Genomic DNA, 17156 nt, shown 5'->3' on the forward strand with positions numbered 1-17156 from the left:
AGCTGGCGAAACTCTCGCCAGCTTGGCCGCTATGAAGCCATTGCCATGCAGATCGTGCTCTCTTTCACGTCAATACGCCGTTCATGGCCGCGCACTAATCGCCGCTAAGGTATCAGCTTGGTGAAGATGCGTTCAACGCCCCAAGGTCTGGCCTGGATAGCAACGCCTTCTGGCCTTCCAGGTGCCAGACCACTTCCATCATCAACTCCAGCAAAGCGGCCTTATCGTGCCATTGCCGGCGGCCGTACCCGGCATCACCGACAGGAGGCGTCATGGAGCAGCAATGGAACGATCAACTGCCATCCTTCATTCTTCACATCGGTCGATAGCCTCGCTTGACGGCCACAATGGTTCTGGACTCATCACGACATGCAAGGTATCGCTGTGCTGATTATTTAATCCTGACAAAGAGCTAAGGCATCAGCCCACTGCGGCAGTCCGCAAAATGTATCCATCAGCAGACGCGATGACAGTTGCGAATTAGTTGGCCGTTTTGCAGGGACAGGGTAATCTTTCGCCAGTATCGGTTTTAACTGAGGTTTTTTTGTCACCGAGGGATGGCCCATAATTGCCTCAGTAAACCCGAACCAGGTGGTTTTTCCCTGCGCCGTCAAATGATACAAGCCTGCATGTTCGGACCACCATGCTTGCTGATCTGGATGGACCAGACTTTGTGCCACGATGTGGGCTGTCGTGTCGGCAATGGTACGGCTCCAGGTCGGTGCGCCGAACTGATCTGAAACGATACTCAGTTCGTCACGTTCCCGTGCCAGGCGAAGCATGGTCAGCAGAAAGTTCTTGCCATGCGTGCTGTACACCCAGCTGGTGCGCAGGATCAGGTGCGGAATGCCGGCAGCCTGGATCGCTTGCTCGCCGGCCAGCTTGCTGCTGCCATAGACATTCACAGGGCAGGTCGGATCGGCTTCCGTGTAGGGACCGTCTTTCGACCCGTCGAAGACATAATCAGTGCTGTAATGAATCATTGCAGCGCCTAGTTTCTTTGCTTCTTCCGCCATGACGCCCGGCGCTTCGCCATTGATGCGCATTGCCAGTTCCGGTTCGCTCTCCGCCTTGTCGACGGCCGTGTAGGCAGCCGGATTGACGATCAGCGTAGGTTTGACACGACGGATCACGTCGCGGATCTGATCCAGATCGGCGAGGTCCATCTGGCTGCGGTCGAGTGCAATGATCTCTCCCAGCCCTTGCAGGCTGCGTTGCAGTTCATAGCCTACTTGGCCGGTTTTTCCTGTAATTAAGATACGACTCATATTTTTCTCGTGAATGGTGGCGCGGCAATACGCGTGACTCAGGCGAAGATGTCCGCATTCGACAGCAGAACGCCGGCCTTGTCCTTACCGGACAGCAGCGGTTCGCCATCGAGCGGCCAGTCGATGCCGATGGCCGGATCGTTCCACAGGATGCTGCGTTCGAACTCCGGCGCCCAGTAGTCGGTCGTCTTGTACAGGAACTCGGCGCTGTCGCTGGTGACAACGAAGCCATGGGCAAAGCCTTCTGGTATCCACAGCTGGCGTTTGTTGGCCGCCGACAAGGTGACTCCTACCCAATGGCCGAAGGTCGGCGAGCTTTTACGCAGATCGACGGCGACGTCGAAGACTTCGCCGGCGGTGACGCGCACCAGCTTGCCTTGTGCCTGCTGAATTTGGTAATGCAGACCGCGCAAGACGCCCTTGGCGGACTTGGAATGATTGTCCTGTACGAAATCGCGCGTGGCGCCAGTCAGTTCGGCAAAGCGCTTCTGATTGAAACTTTCGTAGAAAAAGCCCCGGTCATCGCCGAACACGGTCGGTTCGATAATCAGGACGTCAGGTATGGCGGTGGTTTGAATTTGCATGGTGTGATAAGCCATTCGGCTTTAGTATATTTTTTCTTCCAGCAGGCGCAGCAGATACTGGCCATAGGCATTCTTTTTGAGTGGCTGGGCCAATGCTTCCAGTTTGGCTGCGTCGATGTAGCCGCGGCGGTAGGCGATTTCTTCTGGGCAAGCAACTTTCAATCCCTGGCGATTCTCGATGGTGGCGATGAACTGGCCCGCTTCAAGCAGGGACTCATGCGTGCCAGTATCGAGCCAGGCCATGCCGCGCCCCATCAGCTCGACGTTCAGCTGTCCCCGCTCCAGATAGGTGCGGTTGACGTCCGTGATTTCCAGTTCGCCGCGTGGGGATGGGGCGATGCCGGCAGCGATATCGCATACCTGGCTGTCGTAAAAATACAGGCCCGTGACGGCATAGTTCGATTTCGGCTTGAGCGGTTTTTCCTCGATGCTGATAGCGCGTCGCTGCGCATCGAAATCGACCACGCCATAGCGTTCCGGATCGTGCACGTGATAGGCGAATACGGTCGAGCCGCTGGTGCGTGCCGACGCTTCGCGCAACTGTGTTTCGAAGTCATGGCCGTAATAGATGTTATCGCCCAAAATCAGTGCTGATGGCGCATCGCCGACAAACTCTTTGCCGATGATGAATGCTTGCGCCAGGCCGTCCGGAGTCGGCTGCACGGCGTAGCTGAGCTTGACGCCCCACTGGCTGCCGTCGCCCAGCAACTCCTGGAAGCGCGGCGTATCTTGTGGCGTAGAAATGATCAGGATGTCGCGTATGCCGGCCAGCATCAGGGTGGTCAGCGGATAGTAGATCATCGGCTTGTCATACACGGGCAGCAACTGCTTCGATACGGCCATGGTGACGGGATACAGGCGCGTGCCGGAGCCGCCGGCCAGGATGATACCCTTGCGTTCGATGCTGGTTCCCATTATTGCTGCTCCTGGGCCGCGTCGCGTGCCGCGTAGTTTTTCTCCACCCACTTCAGGTAGTCGCCCGATTGGACATTGCGTACCCAGGCCTGGTTATCCAGATACCATTGGACCGTTTTGCGGATGCCGGTGGCGAAGGTTTCGGCCGGTTTCCAGCCAAGTTCGCGCTCGATCTTGCGCGCGTCGATGGCATAGCGGCGGTCATGGCCAGGGCGATCCTGCACATAGGTGATTTGCTCGCGATAGCTGCCGGAAGCCTTGGGATCGAGCGTGTCGAGGATATCGCATAAGGTGTGCACGACTTCCAGATTGGCCATTTCATTCCAGCCGCCAACGTTGTAGACCTCGCCCAGACGTCCCGCTTCCAGGACGCGTCGAATCGCCGAGCAATGGTCGCCCACGTACAGCCAGTCGCGCACTTGCATGCCATCGCCATAGATAGGCAAGGCCTTGCCGGCGCGGGCATTGCTGATGATGAGTGGAATCAGTTTTTCCGGGAAATGGAAGGAGCCATAGTTGTTCGAACAGTTGGTCGTCAGCACGGGCATGCCGTACGTATGGAAATACGCGCGCACCAGATGATCGGATGCCGCTTTCGATGCCGAATAGGGGCTGTTGGGCGCATATGGCGTCGTTTCCGTGAACGGCGGATCATTCGGCCCCAGGGTGCCATAGACCTCGTCGGTCGAGACGTGCAGGAAGCGGAAGCCGTCCTTGGCCTCGCCCGTCAAGCCGCTCCAATAGGCGCGTGCCGCTTCCAGCAGGCTGAAGGTGCCGTTGACGTTGGTCGAAATGAATTCGCCAGGGCTATGGATCGAGCGGTCGACATGGCTTTCCGCGGCAAAATGCACGATGGCGCGTGGCTGGTGTTCTGCCAGCAGGCGCGAGATGTGCGCGGTATCGCAAATATCGCCACGCACAAAGATATGCCGCGGGTCTTGCTCCAGACTGGCCAGATTGCTGAGATTGCCAGCATAGGTCAGCTTGTCAAAATTGATCACGGGCTCATCGTTGAGCGCCAGCCAGTCTCTTACAAAGTTGGAACCGATGAAGCCGGCACCGCCAGTTACTAAAATCATATTAAGATCCTTCTGTCCGACATACGAATTTTCAACTCTTCATTGTCGAAACTTATTTGTATTTTTGAAAAATTATGCGAAATTATTTCTCTTTTTTGTAAACGTGAGGATTCTCGACGATGCCTTTTTTAAATATTTTTCTGACAGCCATTCGTGCTTTAATATCTGCCTGCAAGAAGATATCGCGTAGAACCTGTTCCGGCCGTCCGCGGAAGGATGTCACGTGGAATTGATCCGTGCTTCTTAACGATTTATCCGAAAAATAATAGTTTGAGACGCAACCGCGCGCGCTGCCATTGGATGAAATAGGGCTTACTGAGTGCCAAGAAGCATCATGTGTCGCCATGACGGCAAGCCGATTGAATTTGCTATGAATCGTGATTTGCGGGTTTTGCAGACCATCTGGCCATATTTCAAGATTGCCGCCATTTTCAATAGGCCACTCAGGCGTAACATAATATAAGAGATTTAATACGCGCCAACGCTCGCGCTCTTTATCGTGCGAGTTATCCAGATGCGGATTCAAGAAATGCTTGTCTCCCATCAACGAGATACCGCCAGCGTATAAGTTTTCGTCGGGATACAGTCCCGATATTTTGCAGATTTTTGAAATCAATTCAACCACACGTGGATCTTGAAACGCATAAATCGCTTCTTCCAGAATGGGATTGTATTGATCCATTTGTGCTGCAATGAATTTATACTCTTTGAGACTTTTTTTAAGTCTCATATTTTTTCCATCCGGAAAACAACTGAATATGTTTCTTGCTATGTCGTCAGGCAATAAGTCATCTATATAAAAATATCCGATCTTTTCCTTTGATTTTTCGTACTGCAAAGATATTTCATCAATGGAAGACTGTATTTTATTTACAATAATGTCAGCAATCTCAAGTCGATTCATTTTTTACCTCAGAGTTGTTGGATTTCAACGTGTATATCGATATAAAACATAGGGCTAATACGCGCCATCTTTCTTGAAAATGACTTTAACAGTTTTAAACAGGATGACGATGTCATTAAATAAAGACCAGTTTTTGACATACCAGGCATCGAGGTAAACGCGGGTATCGTAGCTGACATCGTTTCTACCGCTGACCTGCCACAGGCCTGTGACCCCCGGCTTTGCCTCCAGGTAGTAGTCAATCTGGTTACCATAGCGTTCCAGTTCCGCATCCACAACAGGACGCGGCCCGACCAGGCTCATCTCGCCCTTCAGCACATTCCATAACTGGGGTAATTCATCGAGGCTGGTCCTGCGCAGAAAGTGGCCGATGGACGTAATACGGGGATCATTTTTCAGTTTGAAATCGCGTTCCCATTCGGCACGGGCTTCAGGATCCCGCTCCAGTAACTCTTTGAGCAAGATATCCGCGTTCACGGCCATGGTACGGAATTTATAGCAAAGGAAATGCTTGCCATTCTGGCCTACGCGTTTGTGGCCATAGAAGACGGGGCGGCCCGATGCCATGACCTTGGCGGCGATCCACAGCAAGATGGGGGCACCGACGATCAGCACACTGATCGAGGCGGTCAGGTCAAAGCAGCGTTTGATAAGTTGCAAGCCTGGCCGCGCCAGGTTGTTGCGCATGGTCAGCAACAGCACTTCATGCGTAAAGAAATGGTTGACCTCCATGCCATACAGGGGCAGGCCGCGCACCGCGGGTACAACTTGCATATTGGCAACGCAACGGCTGACCTGCTGGATCATGCCCTGATAAGCGTCGATACCGCCCTGCTCGAGGGCGACAACCGTATGCGGATTGCCCAGCAGCTTGAGCGTTTTCTCTGGGTGTTCACCGAGCGGAATGCCGGGGACAGCTTGTTTGCTGCGGTTCAGATAGTGATGTTCCAGGCTGTCCTGGCCTTCGGGAATCAGGAAAGCAATCAGGCGATAGCCCATCAAAGTTTCCTCATCGAAGGCGCGCGCAGTTTGTAAGGCATTGTCGCCCCATCCGATAATGACCATGGGGCGTATCCAGCCGCCGGCTTTCATCAGCAGGTATTTGATGATGCCACGCAGCAGCAGCACGCAGCATGGCACCAGCAACCAGGTAGCCAGCAGTGCCTCGCGCGAGGAGTCGCGTTTGTCGAGGAAGACCAGAGCCGCGTCGATCAGGCCCATGACCATGGCGACCTTCAGCAGTTCCTTGATTTCATTGGAGTACGGACGGCGTTTGGCATGATGGCCCTTCAGCTTGAAGACTGCCAAGGTGACCACGGATAACAGGCTGTAGCTGAGCATACGCGAGCTATCCAAGCCCCAGCTGTTCAGCTCGGCGGTATCGAGGAGCCATATTCCTGCGAGCCAGAATGCTGCAAACATGGCGAGTGCATCCGCCAAGGTGAGGAAATATTTCTCAGCCCTGCTGCTGCAATACCATTTCACTTCTTGTACAAAGATGCCTTCGATTGGTTTCATGATGACTTGCTAAACCTTATAAACTTCAGTGTGAATTGCTGGCTATGCCACTTGTCCGCTCGGTCAGACGCGACCGTAACGGTCTTCAAAGCGGACGATATCGTCTTCCCCGAGATAGCTGCCTGATTGAATTTCAATCAACTCCAGCGGTACTTTTCCCGGGTTGGCCAGTGAATGGACGACACCGAGGGGGATATAAGTGGATTGGTTCTCGGTCAACAAATAGGTTTTGTCGCCATTGGTGATTTCGGCCGTGCCTGATACTACGATCCAGTGTTCGGCACGATGGTGGTGCATCTGCAGCGATAACTTAGAACCAGGCTTGACGGTAATGCGTTTGACCTGGAAGCGTTCGCCATTGCCAATAGAATCATAGGAGCCCCACGGCCGGAAGACTTCGCGGTGCATGGTGGCCTCTGGGCGCTCTCTTGCAATTAACTGAGCGACCATGGTCTTGGTATATTGCGCCTGGGCCGCATCCATGACCAGCACGGCATCGGCGGTTTCCACGATAACAGTATTGCGCATGCCAATGGCGGTGACCAGGCGGCTATTGCCGTGGATCAGGCAATCGTTGCAATCCTGCATCAACACATCACCTTGCGCACTATTGTTATTGGTATCTTTGTCCGCGACATCGAAGACGGCGGCCCAGGAGCCGATATCGTTCCAGCCAGCATCAAGGGCGACGGTTGCCGCAAGATCAGTGCGTTCCATGACAGCATAGTCGACGGCAATGTCGGGGCTGGCCGCGTACGCGTCGCTATCCAGACGAATGAAGTCGTGGTCACTCTTTGCGTTGGCAAAGGCGGCGCGGCAGGCAGCTAGGACGGCGGGTTGGTAGCGCTCCAGCTCTGCCAGGTAGTGGCTGGCACGGAACAGGAAGATGCCGCTGTTCCAGAGATAGTCGCCGCTGGCAACATACTGTTCTGCTAGTGCCAAGGCAGGCTTTTCCACGAACTCAATCACGCGCCGGACTTGCTCGCTGGCGTCACCTTCGGCGCGAATATAGCCATAGCCCGTTTCTGGTCCCGTTGGGGTAATGCCGAACGTGAGCAAATTATCTTCTTCTGCGGCAGTACGTGCCAGTGCAATGGCGCGGTGGAATGCCGGTGTATCCAGGATCACATGGTCGGCAGGCTGTACCAGCAGTATCGGGTCATCACCGTTGGCCATCGCCTGCAGGGCGGCCGTGGCGATGGCCGGTGCGGTATTGCGGCGCATGGGCTCGAGCAGCATGCGACTTTCCTCCAGTCCGATCTCACGTAGTTGTTCCGCCACGATGAAACGCGATGACTCGTTACATACCAATAGCGCAGGCGCCACATCGTCGATGCCTGCCAGTCGCTGCAATGTCTGTTGCAGCATGCTGTCCTGACCGGAAAGGCGCAAAAATTGCTTGGGAAACGCTTCGCGCGATAGTGGCCATAAACGCGTGCCGAAACCGCCGCAAAGAATCACAGGTACGAGGGGAGTATTCATTTATGCTTCAGGATAAATATAAACAGCATTATTTAGTACAACTGAATGGTTGGTCATTCGACATAGATAGAGATTTGCCGAGTATTCTGTGATCGCATGGGAACAGTGGACGTTCGCATGGGTCAAATACTGGGAGGGATCTATCCTAATAAGTTATTGAATTTTTGTGTTTTTGGCTACTGTGCATATTTGCCAGCAACGCATTTTATTCGGTATTACATTGTAGATTGCCAGGCCGCTCCACTTCCTAGTGCACAACGTTTTCAACCAAAAAAGCAACAAACACGCACAGTGCCGTCAAACTGAGGAGCAACACGGCGCCTGCCGCGCAGTCTTTGGCAATTTTGATGCTTGGGTGCAGGGACGGGTGGATGTGATCGATCAGGTGCTCAAGCGCAGTGTTGAACAGTTCCGCCGCTAAGACCATGCCGCAATTGAGCAAGAGCAGAGCCCACCAGATCAAGGGCGGTTTGCACCAGGCCAGTACGATGACTACCATCAGGGCGGCCAGACACTGCAGGCGAAAGCTCGATTCCACGCGGAAGGCAGCATGTATGCCTTTCAGGGCAAATCCCATGCGCCTGAAGAGGGACTGGTTCTTCATGGTAGCTGAAGCGATGGAGCAGGGTATTTCACGAACATGAAAGCGGATCTCTTAATGAATAGATGAGCATCGCAGGCATGGCCATACGATACGACATCATTCGTCTACAACAGAAAGACTGATGCTGATCTTTTTGATGTTTAATAAAAAGTAAAAAAGCCCGTTTTCAAATGAAAAGGGCTTTTGTTGTAAGAAATTACATGTTTTTGGCATGTTAGTTCCTACGGTACCAGGCCTTCACCTTTCGGCTCTACATCAAGCCGCAGGATGGGCCAACCTGTTGCTGCCTGAGCAGCCAGGTATTAATGGTGGGTTGGGGTGGTGTGCGCGGTGGTCGAATCCGAGCTTGCTGCACCGGCCACAACGGCAACTGCTGCGCCGATTGCGATCATCGTGCTGACGCTCAGGCCGGCAACGGTGGTGCCGGCAGCGGCGCCAGCAGCTGGTGCTGCTGCGGCTGGTACAGGGGCTGGAGTCGATTGAGCCATGGCTTGTGCGGAAGCGAAGCACAGGATTGCCGAAGCGATCAGAATTTTCTTCATGGGATATCCTTTTAGGTTGAACAGCGGGAATGCTAAACTGTCACACGATTGTAGCAACATTTCTCTTGCTAGTCTGCGCCGCACAGTGCGTGGCGACAATAATTTATTCTAAATTTGCTACATAGCCGGTCATTCAGCGCGTCTGACGGCCTGAGATGTTGTTCTCTATCAACAAAAACGGTGCCTTGCCGGGGGGGGGCGCCCCATGTTTTTTGTCAAATATCGGGGGAATTGCTGATGCATCCGAAAGCGATCCACAAGTTTGCCAAGTGCTTGCCATCCCGCGTAAAATGCAGGCTTCGCGGGTGTAGCTCAATGGTAGAGCAGAAGCTTCCCAAGCTTACGACGAGGGTTCGATTCCCTTCACCCGCTCCATTTTTCGCTGACGCCTGACTTTATGCGGCGCGGCCACTTATTTCTCCATTCCCATGTCTTCTGATACCCCAGCAAACGGCCCGGCGCGGCCGATGATGTACGATCCGACCGAACACCGCATCCGCAGCTTCGTGACCCGCGCGGGACGCCTGTCTGTCGCGCAGGCGCGCGCGCTCGAGACCCTGGGACCGCAGTTCCTGTTGCCTTTCGCCAAGGAGCCGATGGACTTCGAGCAGGTGTTCGGCCGCAAGGCGCCGGTCATCCTGGAAATCGGTTTCGGCATGGGGGCGACGACGGCGCATATCGCCAAAGCCATGCCGGAGAAGGATTTCATCGGCGTCGAAGTGCATACGCCGGGCGTCGGCAGCCTGTTGAAGCTGATCGGCGAAGAGTCGCTGACGAATCTGCGCCTGCTGCAGCACGATGCCGTGGAAGTGCTGACGCACATGATTCCGGCCAATTCGCTGGCCGGCATCCACGTGTTCTTCCCCGATCCGTGGCACAAGGCGCGCCACAACAAACGCCGTTTGATCCAGTCGCCATTCGTCAAGCAATTGACCGATCGCCTGGCGCCGGGCGGCTATCTGCATTGCGCCACCGACTGGGAAGATTACGCAGTGCAAATGCTGGAAGTGCTGGGTGCCGAGCCGCAGTTGCGCAATAGCGCCGAGGGGTATGCGCCGCAGCCGGCGTACCGTCCGCTGACCAAGTTTGAAAACCGTGGCTTGAAGCTGGGCCATGGCGTGTGGGATCTGGTGTTCATCAAGAAGTAACCTGGCGGTTTTCCCACCGTGCCGTTTGCACGAGAACAAGCCTGCCGCGGCGACGCCGCAGGCTTTTTTAACGCGCGCGCTAGCGTGCGCCAGCTAGGCAAGGCGGGGGAATTACGGTAGTCTTATCTTTTTTGCATTGAGTAATATTATGTCCAAGAAAATACTCGTGACCGGCGCATCCGGTTTCATCGGTTCGCATACCTGCGTCGAATTGCTGGCTGCCGGCTTTGATGTGGTGGCGGTGGATAATCTGTGCAACAGCGCGCGCGAAGCGATGGCGCGCGTGGAGCGCATCTCGGGCAAAAGCGTGCCTTTCTACGAGGCGGACGTGCGCGACCGCACGGCCATGGCCGCCGTCCTGCGCGAGCACGCCATCGACGCGGTGATCCATTTCGCAGGCTTGAAGGCGGTGGGCGAATCCGTGGCCCAGCCTTTGATGTACATGGACAATAATGTGACGGGCACCGTGGCGCTGCTGGAAGTGCTGGCGGCGGCGAACGTGAAGCGTTTTGTGTTCAGCTCGTCGGCCACCGTGTATGGCGACCCGGAAGCCTTGCCGATCCTGGAAACGTCGCGCCTGTCCGTGACCAACCCATATGGCCGCAGCAAGCTGATGGTCGAGCAGATCCTGGCCGATCTCGTGCATGCTGATGCTCAATGGCAAGTAGGTGTGTTGCGTTACTTCAATCCGGTCGGTGCGCATGCCAGCGGCCTGATCGGCGAAGATCCGGCCGGTATTCCGAACAATTTGATGCCGTTCATCGCCCAGGTGGCAGTGGGCCGCCGCGAGCGCCTGGCTGTCTTTGGCAACGACTACGATACGCCGGACGGCACGGGCGTGCGCGACTACATCCACGTGGTCGACCTGGCGCTGGGCCATGTGGCGGCGTTGAACCGCCTGTTTTCCAGCGAGGGCGGTTTTACCGTCAACCTGGGCACGGGCCACGGCTACAGCGTGCTCGATACCGTGCGCGCCTTCGAGGCCGCCAGCGGCCGCCAGGTCCCCTACGACATCGTGCCGCGCCGCCCTGGCGACATCGCCAGCTGCTACGCTTCGGCCGGCAAGGCGAAGGAACTGCTGGGCTGGCAAGCGCAGAAAAACATCGACGACATGTGCCGCGACCACTGGCGCTGGCAGCACCAGAACCCGCAAGGTTACGCGGCGTAAAAAAAGTCCGCCAGATACAAAAAATCCCGCTCACACGTCAGTGTGGCGGGATTTTTTTTAGAGCGCCAGCAAACCAATGGCGCCTGAAAAATGTCTGAGGCCAGGCGCCGCCCCGAAGACAGTACGCCAGTATGGCGAGGGGCCGGCAACAACGCCCCAGGCATTTTCTCAGGCAGCCATTATGGGTACAGGCCGCGCACTTCGCGGGCTTGCAGCACGCGCGTGCACGCCAGGATGAAGGTGGCCGTACGCATCGATACTTTCTTCTCCTGCGACACTTGCCATACGGCGTCGAACGCTTCGCGCATGATGCGGGTCAGGCGGCTGTTGATCTCTTCTTCCGTCCAGAAGAAGCTCGAGAAGTTCTGCGCCCACTCGAAGTAGCTGACGGTCACGCCGCCGGCGTTGGCCAGCACGTCCGGCACGATCAGCACGCCGCGGTCGGTCAGGATGTCGTCCGCTGCCGGCAGGGTCGGGCCATTGGCGCCTTCCAGGATGATCTTGGCGCGGATCACTTGTGCGCGTTCTGCGGTGATCTGCTGTTCCAGCGCGGCCGGGATCAGGATGTCGCAATCGATGCCCCAGAAATCTTCGCGTGGCACGAATGCCTCGGCGCCCGGGAAGCCTTCGACGCTGCCCACTTCGGCCACGTGTGCCAGCAGCTGCGGGATGTTCAAGCCGCCGGAATGCACGACGGTGGTCTTGTGATCCTGTACCGCCACCACTTTCGAGCCGGCTTCAGCGAACATGCGTGCAGCGACGCCGCCCACGTTGCCGAAACCTTGCACGATGACTTTCGCGCCTTCGAGCGACATGCCGACCTTGGCGGCTGCATCGCAACCGACGACGAACACGCCGCGGCCCGTCGCATCGCGGCGGCCCAGGCTGCCGCCCAGCGAAATCGGCTTACCCGTCACCACGCCGGTCGACATATTGCCGCCGATCATGGCGTAGCTGTCCATCATCCACGCCATGACTTGTTCATTCGTGTTGACGTCCGGCGCCGGGATATCCTTGTTCGGTCCGATGATCATGCTGATCTCGCTCGTGTAGCGGCGGGTCAGGCGCTGCAGCTCGCCGCGCGACAGGGTCTTCGGATCGACACGGATACCGCCCTTGGCGCCGCCGTATGGCACGTTGACGGCGGCATTCTTGACCGTCATCCAGGCCGACAGGGCCATCACTTCCGACAGGGTCACGTCCTGGTGGAAGCGCACGCCGCCCTTGCCCGGGCCGCGCGACAGGTTGTGCTGCACGCGGTAGCCTTCGTAGTGGGCAATGGTGCCGTCATCGCGCTCGATAGGCACGTCGACCGTCAGGATGCGCTTTGGACGCTTCAGCGTTTCCACCCAGCGCGACAGGTTGCCCAGATACGGCGTAACGCGGTCGATCTGCTCGAGGTAGACGCCCCATGGGCCCAGATCTTCGGAATTGAGGTAGGAAGGAAGTGCGTGCTTGCTGGTCATGCTTGATAAGCTCCTGGACAAAACGGTGGTGTAACGCCGAAAAATCCGCAGAGCATCGCGATGAATTTTTCTGGCGTTCAAAAATGCTGTGGTAGGCGCACCTGAAGGCTGCGCGCAGCGGAACCGCATCGTAGGCGATAGCCTCATGCCCCGGCCAATGCTTTGTGCGCATCCGGTTATGCATTTAATGCATAGTTGTGTTGCCAGGATTGCCAGTCAGGATGGCGCGGTCCCGGTGGCGCGTTTGCGGCGCTTGCCCATGCGGGTCTTGCCGTCCTGCGACTGCACCAGGTATTGCCACAGGCTTTCGACGATCTGCTTGCCGGGGCGCAGGCTCGATGGGCGTTCGCGGTACAGGCGGATTTCCAGCTCGATTTCCCAGCCCGGCGCGCCGCCGTCGGCGCGCGCCAGGTGCTTGTACTTGACGTCGCGCATGACGGCCGATTCCGGCAGGAAGGCGATGCCGCGCCCTTCCAGCGCCATCATTTTCAAGCCTTCGGCCATGTCCGTCTCGTAGCAGGTATCGAGGAACAGGGGCACCTTGGCGTCGGCCACCAGCAGTTCCACCATGCGTCCCAGATAGGCGTTGCTGGTGTAGGAGAGGAAGGGCAGCGGCTCCTTGGCGCTGCCCGGCAGGACGAAGTCCGGTACCTTGTCCTGGCCGCAGCGCGCATAGGCGCGCAGGGTTTCGCGGCCCATCACCAGCATGTCGTAGCGGCCCGGGTCCAGCTGCACCGGCTGGCGCGGATGGTGATAGCACAGCAGCAGGTCGCAGCCGCCGTCGACCAGCTGCAGCACGGCGTCGTGCACGTTCAGGGCCATCAAACGGCTGTTGATCGGCGCAAAACCTTCTTCCAGGGCCGTCAGCCACTTCGGCATGAAGGTCAGCGACAGGGTGTGGGGCACGGCGAAATCGACGCTCGTCTGCGTGGCCGCCCGCTTGCCGCGCAACAGCGCGCGCACGCCGTTGATCTGTCCCAGCATTTCCAGTGCCTGCTCGTAAAACACGGCGCCGGCCGGCGTCAGGCGCGTGGGGTACGAGGTGCGGTCGACCAGGTCGATGCCGAGCCAGTTTTCCAGCGACTGGATGCGCCGCGAGAATGCCGGCTGGGTGACGTGGCGCAGGGCCGCGGAACGGCTGAAATTATGCGTTTCAGCGAGCGAAATGAAGTCTTCCAGCCATTTGGTTTCCATCGCGGCAGCGTTCCGTTATCAAGGACAAAGGCAAAGTGAAGTGCTCAGGGCGTAGCGGGTGATGCTGCCGGCTGGTACAGCGATGCCGGCAGGCCGAAGAAGGACGGCGGGCCCAGGGTCGTGCCTTCGAGCGAGCCGCCCGCATTCAAGGCCTTGTTGATGGCCGACAGCAGGGAGCTGCGGCTGGCCAGATTTTGTATCAGCGCGCGCGGGCCGTTGTGGAAGGTATGCTGGGCGATATCCGCGGCGACGACAAAGATCGGCTCGCGGCGCATGGGGAACTCCACCCACTCGCCGTCCTCGTCCTGGGCGCAGAAGGTATGGGGCAGGGTCATCTTTTCGGCGCCGGGAAGGTGCGACGCCAGCACCAGGCCGAAGGCTTCCGGCACCACGTCGGCCAGGCGGCGCACGGTGAGATCGTCCTGCACCAGTAACCGTACTTGCGCTTCCACCGCATCTTCGGCGTCGGGCTGGGCGCCGAGAATTTTCACGGCCTGATAGATCAGGTCGGACGAGAGTGCTTCCATCAAATCTTCCATCAAATCATCTCCAGGATCATGGCGACGATTTCGTCGCCGTACGAGGCCAGTTTTTTCTCGCCCACGCCGCTCACGCCGCGCATCTGCTCGAGCGAGGTGGGCTTGGCCTTGGCGATTTCGCGCAGGGTGGCGTCGACGAAAATCACGTAGGCCGGCACGTTGTGCGTGCGCGCCGTCTCCACGCGCCACCAGCGCAGCTTGTCGAAGATGGCCTGTTCGCTGGTCGACAGGTCCGTCTCGACATAACCCTTTGCCACGCTGGTGCTGCGCTTGCTGGTTTTCACCGGTTTCTGGTACTGGCGCAGCTGCACCTTCTGGCCGCCCTTGAGCACGGGGCGCGAGGCGTCCGTCAGTTTCAGCGAGCTGTATTGTTCATGGTCGACCGAGACGAGGCCCAGCGCGATGGCCTGGCGCAGGATCGATTTCCATTCCGCTTCGCCCAGGTCCGAACCGATGCCGAACACGGACAGCGAGTCATGGTGCCAGGTCTTGATGCGTTCCGACTCCACGCCGCGCAGCACGTCGATCACGTGGCCGCCGGCGAAGCGCTGGTCGACGCGGTAGATGGCCGACAGCAGTTTTTGCACGGGCACCGTGCCGTCGAACGACACGGGCGGAAGCAGGCAGGTGTCGCAATTGCCGCACGGCGAAGCCGGTTCGCCGAAGTATTCGAGCAGGCGCATGCGGCGGCAGCTGAGCGTTTCGCACAGGCCCAGCATGGCGTCGAGTTTGACGCCCAGCACGCGCTTGAAAGTGTCGTCCGCTTCCGATTCGTCGATCATGCGCCGCTGCAGCACCACGTCCTGCAAGCCGTACGCCATCCAGGCGTTGGCGGCCATGCCGTCGCGGCCCGCGCGCCCCGTTTCCTGGTAATAGCCCTCGATGCTTTTCGGCAGATCCAGATGCGCGACGAAGCGCACGTCGGGCTTGTCGATGCCCATGCCGAAGGCGATGGTGGCGACCATGACGATGTTTTCTTCGCGCAGGAAGCGCGCCTGGTTGGCGCTGCGTTTCGCGTACTCCATGCCCGCGTGATAGGGCAGGGCGCGGATGCCGCTCTGGTTCAGGAATTCCGCCGTCTCTTCGACTTTCTTGCGCGACAGGCAGTACACGATGCCGCAGTCGCCCGCATGTTCCGTGTTGATGAAGTCGAGCAGCTGCTTGCGGCCATTCGCCTTTTCCACGATCTGGTAGCGGATGTTCGGCCGGTCGAAGGACGAGACGAACTGGCGCGCGTCTTCCAGCTGCAGGCGCAGGGCGATTTCAGCGCGCGTCTGCGGATCGGCGGTGGCCGTCAGCGCAATGCGCGGCACGTCCGGGAACTGCTCGTGCAGCACCGACAGCTTGATGTATTCGGGGCGGAAGTCGTGGCCCCACTGGGCCACGCAATGCGCCTCGTCGATGGCGAACAGCGAGATCTTCGACGCCTGGAACAGGTCCAGGCAGCGCTGCGTCATCAGGCGCTCGGGCGCCACGTAGACGACGTCGATGCCGCCCGTGCGCACCAGGCGCTCGATGCGGCTCGCTTCTTCGTAGGTCTGCGTGGAATTGAGGAAGGCGGCGCGCACGCCGACTTCCTCCAGCGCGTCCACCTGGTCCTGCATCAGCGCGATCAGCGGCGAGACGACGACGCCCACGCCATCGCGCAGCAGGGCGGGAATCTGGTAGCACAGCGATTTGCCGCCGCCCGTGGGCATCAGCACCAGCGCGTCGCCGCCATGGCTGACGTGGTCGACGATATCGGCTTGCTGGCCGCGGAAGGCCGGATAGCCGAAAACGGTTTGCAGCAGGTGCAGCGCGCGCTGGTTAAGATCTTGATTCATAGTGCCTTATTCTGCCCAAACAACCCAGCCGAAGTGGGCGCTGGCCAGCACCAGCAAGCCAAACACGATGCGGTACCAGGCAAAAAACGTGAAGTCGTGCGAGCTGATGTAACGCAGCAGCCAGCGCACGCACAGGAAGGCAGAGATGAAGGCGGCCACGGTGCCCACGCCAAACAGGGGCACGTCGGTGGCCGACAGGATGTCGCGCGCTTTGTACAGCGAGTAGAAGGTAGCCGCCAGCAGGGTCGGGATGGCCAGGAAGAACGAGAATTCGGTGGCCGTCTTGCGCGACAGGCCCAGCAGCATGCCGCCGATGATGGTCGAACCGGAACGGCTGGTGCCGGGGATCAGCGCAAATGCCTGCGCGCAGCCCACTTTCAAGGCATCGAACGGTGTCATTTCGTCAACCGAGTTGACGCGCACGGTGACGGGATTGGTGCGCGCGCGGCGCTCCACCAGCAAGATGATGATGCCGCCGATGATGAAGGCCATGGCCACGGGCACGGGCTTGAACAGCGCATGCTTGATCATCTTGCCGATGGCCAGGCCGATGACGGCCAGCGGAATGAAGGCGATGGCCACGTTCAGCACGAACTTGCGCGACTTGACTTCGGTGCCGAAGGTGGACAGCACGCTGCCGATGCGCTGGCGGTATTCCCAGCAGACGGCCAGGATGGCGCCGGCCTGGATGGCGATCTCGAAGACATCCATGACTTCTTTCGAGACATCCTTGGTAAAGTCGAGCAGGCTGCCGGCCAGGATCAGGTGTCCTGTGGACGAAATCGGCAAGAATTCGGTAAAACCTTCGACCAGCCCCATGATGATGGCTTTTAACGCAAGAATGAGATCCATAGATGTATAAACGGGTATAAGTGACAGGATGGGATAACCGCGTGGCGCCAGCAATGCGCGCGGGGTCGAA

General features: G+C 58.0%; 16 protein-coding genes and 1 tRNA gene. 3 read left to right on the forward strand and 14 right to left on the reverse strand.

All coding sequences use genetic code 11. The features are described from left to right. Positions 1 to 395: 395 nt before the first annotated feature. The 9 genes from rfbD to GCN74_RS00750 all read right to left on the reverse strand — a co-directional run bounded on the left by rfbD (position 396) and on the right by GCN74_RS00750 (position 8896). A complete protein-coding gene (gene rfbD, locus GCN74_RS00710; RefSeq protein ID WP_264372866.1) occupies positions 396 to 1283 on the reverse strand; it encodes a dTDP-4-dehydrorhamnose reductase in 888 nt (295 codons plus the stop codon). Between the two features lie 23 nt (positions 1284 to 1306). Next, positions 1307 to 1852, reverse strand: a complete 546-nt coding sequence (gene rfbC, locus GCN74_RS00715) for a dTDP-4-dehydrorhamnose 3,5-epimerase (RefSeq protein WP_152254872.1) — start codon at positions 1850 to 1852, stop codon at positions 1307 to 1309. A gap of 21 nt (positions 1853 to 1873) precedes the next feature. Further along, positions 1874 to 2767 (reverse strand): glucose-1-phosphate thymidylyltransferase RfbA, encoded by an 894-nt coding sequence (rfbA, locus tag GCN74_RS00720; protein WP_152254873.1) that lies wholly within the window; start codon positions 2765 to 2767, stop codon positions 1874 to 1876. After that, positions 2767 to 3846, reverse strand: coding sequence for a dTDP-glucose 4,6-dehydratase (gene rfbB / locus GCN74_RS00725; protein ID WP_152254874.1), 1080 nt, complete (start codon positions 3844 to 3846; stop codon positions 2767 to 2769). The genes rfbA and rfbB overlap by 1 nt, the downstream gene beginning before the upstream one ends. A gap of 82 nt (positions 3847 to 3928) precedes the next feature. After that, complete coding sequence (locus tag GCN74_RS00730; RefSeq protein ID WP_152254875.1) at positions 3929 to 4750, reverse strand: 2OG-Fe(II) oxygenase; 822 nt, start codon at positions 4748 to 4750, stop codon at positions 3929 to 3931. 54 nt (positions 4751 to 4804) lie between these two features. After that, the gene (wbaP, locus tag GCN74_RS00735) at positions 4805 to 6268 is read right to left on the reverse strand and encodes an undecaprenyl-phosphate galactose phosphotransferase WbaP (RefSeq protein WP_152254876.1); all 1464 of its coding nucleotides are present in this window, start codon (positions 6266 to 6268) and stop codon (positions 4805 to 4807) included. A 63-nt stretch (positions 6269 to 6331) separates the two neighbouring features. Continuing rightward, positions 6332 to 7750 (reverse strand): mannose-1-phosphate guanylyltransferase/mannose-6-phosphate isomerase, encoded by a 1419-nt coding sequence (locus tag GCN74_RS00740; RefSeq protein ID WP_152254877.1) that lies wholly within the window; start codon positions 7748 to 7750, stop codon positions 6332 to 6334. A 247-nt stretch (positions 7751 to 7997) separates the two neighbouring features. Beyond that, positions 7998 to 8354 (reverse strand): diacylglycerol kinase, encoded by a 357-nt coding sequence (locus GCN74_RS00745; protein WP_152254878.1) that lies wholly within the window; start codon positions 8352 to 8354, stop codon positions 7998 to 8000. A gap of 302 nt (positions 8355 to 8656) precedes the next feature. Then, positions 8657 to 8896, reverse strand: a complete 240-nt coding sequence (locus GCN74_RS00750) for a hypothetical protein (protein ID WP_152254879.1) — start codon at positions 8894 to 8896, stop codon at positions 8657 to 8659. Positions 8897 to 9197: 301 nt separating this feature from the next. On the opposite strand from GCN74_RS00750, the gene GCN74_RS00755 reads away from it, so the two are divergent. From GCN74_RS00755 to galE, 3 genes are all read left to right on the forward strand, one after another. Further along, positions 9198 to 9271: transfer RNA gene (locus GCN74_RS00755), tRNA-Gly, on the forward strand. Between the two features lie 92 nt (positions 9272 to 9363). Continuing rightward, complete coding sequence (gene trmB, locus GCN74_RS00760) at positions 9364 to 10044, forward strand: tRNA (guanosine(46)-N7)-methyltransferase TrmB (protein ID WP_152254880.1); 681 nt, start codon at positions 9364 to 9366, stop codon at positions 10042 to 10044. 148 nt (positions 10045 to 10192) lie between these two features. Further along, the gene (gene galE / locus GCN74_RS00765; RefSeq protein ID WP_152254881.1) at positions 10193 to 11212 is read left to right on the forward strand and encodes a UDP-glucose 4-epimerase GalE; all 1020 of its coding nucleotides are present in this window, start codon (positions 10193 to 10195) and stop codon (positions 11210 to 11212) included. Between the two features lie 179 nt (positions 11213 to 11391). Here the strand turns inward: galE and GCN74_RS00770 are convergent, their stop codons facing one another. From GCN74_RS00770 to GCN74_RS00790, 5 genes are all read right to left on the reverse strand, one after another. After that, the gene (locus GCN74_RS00770; RefSeq protein WP_152254882.1) at positions 11392 to 12678 is read right to left on the reverse strand and encodes a Glu/Leu/Phe/Val family dehydrogenase; all 1287 of its coding nucleotides are present in this window, start codon (positions 12676 to 12678) and stop codon (positions 11392 to 11394) included. Positions 12679 to 12894: 216 nt separating this feature from the next. Continuing rightward, a complete protein-coding gene (locus GCN74_RS00775) occupies positions 12895 to 13872 on the reverse strand; it encodes a LysR family transcriptional regulator (RefSeq protein WP_152254883.1) in 978 nt (325 codons plus the stop codon). 44 nt (positions 13873 to 13916) lie between these two features. After that, entirely contained in the window at positions 13917 to 14411 is a 495-nt protein-coding gene (locus GCN74_RS00780) for a hypothetical protein (RefSeq protein ID WP_152254884.1), read from the reverse strand. Further along, positions 14411 to 16234, reverse strand: coding sequence for a DNA helicase RecQ (recQ, locus tag GCN74_RS00785; protein WP_152254885.1), 1824 nt, complete (start codon positions 16232 to 16234; stop codon positions 14411 to 14413). Before recQ ends, GCN74_RS00780 begins: the two co-directional genes overlap by 1 nt. Positions 16235 to 16240: 6 nt before the next feature. Next, positions 16241 to 17086, reverse strand: coding sequence for an undecaprenyl-diphosphate phosphatase (locus GCN74_RS00790; protein ID WP_152254886.1), 846 nt, complete (start codon positions 17084 to 17086; stop codon positions 16241 to 16243). Positions 17087 to 17156: the final 70 nt, after the last annotated feature.

It is taken from the genome of Janthinobacterium sp. FT14W, from assembly GCF_009208755.1.
Classification (GTDB): domain Bacteria; phylum Pseudomonadota; class Gammaproteobacteria; order Burkholderiales; family Burkholderiaceae_D; genus Janthinobacterium; species Janthinobacterium violaceinigrum.

Excerpts from the sequence above, each read along its gene's own strand:
- rfbC (WP_152254872.1), bottom strand. The coding sequence starts at position 1,852 with ATGCAAATTCAAACCACCGCCATACCTGACGTCCTGATTATCGAACCG.
- rfbA (WP_152254873.1), bottom strand. The coding sequence starts at position 2,767 with ATGGGAACCAGCATCGAACGCAAGGGTATCATCCTGGCCGGCGGCTCC.
- rfbB (WP_152254874.1), bottom strand. The coding sequence starts at position 3,846 with ATGATTTTAGTAACTGGCGGTGCCGGCTTCATCGGTTCCAACTTTGTA.
- GCN74_RS00730 (WP_152254875.1), bottom strand. The coding sequence starts at position 4,750 with ATGAATCGACTTGAGATTGCTGACATTATTGTAAATAAAATACAGTCT.
- wbaP (WP_152254876.1), bottom strand. The coding sequence starts at position 6,268 with ATGAAACCAATCGAAGGCATCTTTGTACAAGAAGTGAAATGGTATTGC.
- GCN74_RS00740 (WP_152254877.1), bottom strand. The coding sequence starts at position 7,750 with ATGAATACTCCCCTCGTACCTGTGATTCTTTGCGGCGGTTTCGGCACG.
- GCN74_RS00745 (WP_152254878.1), bottom strand. The coding sequence starts at position 8,354 with ATGAAGAACCAGTCCCTCTTCAGGCGCATGGGATTTGCCCTGAAAGGC.
- GCN74_RS00750 (WP_152254879.1), bottom strand. The coding sequence starts at position 8,896 with ATGAAGAAAATTCTGATCGCTTCGGCAATCCTGTGCTTCGCTTCCGCA.
- trmB (WP_152254880.1), top strand. The coding sequence starts at position 9,364 with ATGATGTACGATCCGACCGAACACCGCATCCGCAGCTTCGTGACCCGC.
- galE (WP_152254881.1), top strand. The coding sequence starts at position 10,193 with ATGTCCAAGAAAATACTCGTGACCGGCGCATCCGGTTTCATCGGTTCG.
- GCN74_RS00770 (WP_152254882.1), bottom strand. The coding sequence starts at position 12,678 with ATGACCAGCAAGCACGCACTTCCTTCCTACCTCAATTCCGAAGATCTG.
- GCN74_RS00775 (WP_152254883.1), bottom strand. The coding sequence starts at position 13,872 with ATGGAAACCAAATGGCTGGAAGACTTCATTTCGCTCGCTGAAACGCAT.
- GCN74_RS00780 (WP_152254884.1), bottom strand. The coding sequence starts at position 14,411 with ATGGAAGATTTGATGGAAGCACTCTCGTCCGACCTGATCTATCAGGCC.
- recQ (WP_152254885.1), bottom strand. The coding sequence starts at position 16,234 with ATGAATCAAGATCTTAACCAGCGCGCGCTGCACCTGCTGCAAACCGTT.
- GCN74_RS00790 (WP_152254886.1), bottom strand. The coding sequence starts at position 17,086 with ATGGATCTCATTCTTGCGTTAAAAGCCATCATCATGGGGCTGGTCGAA.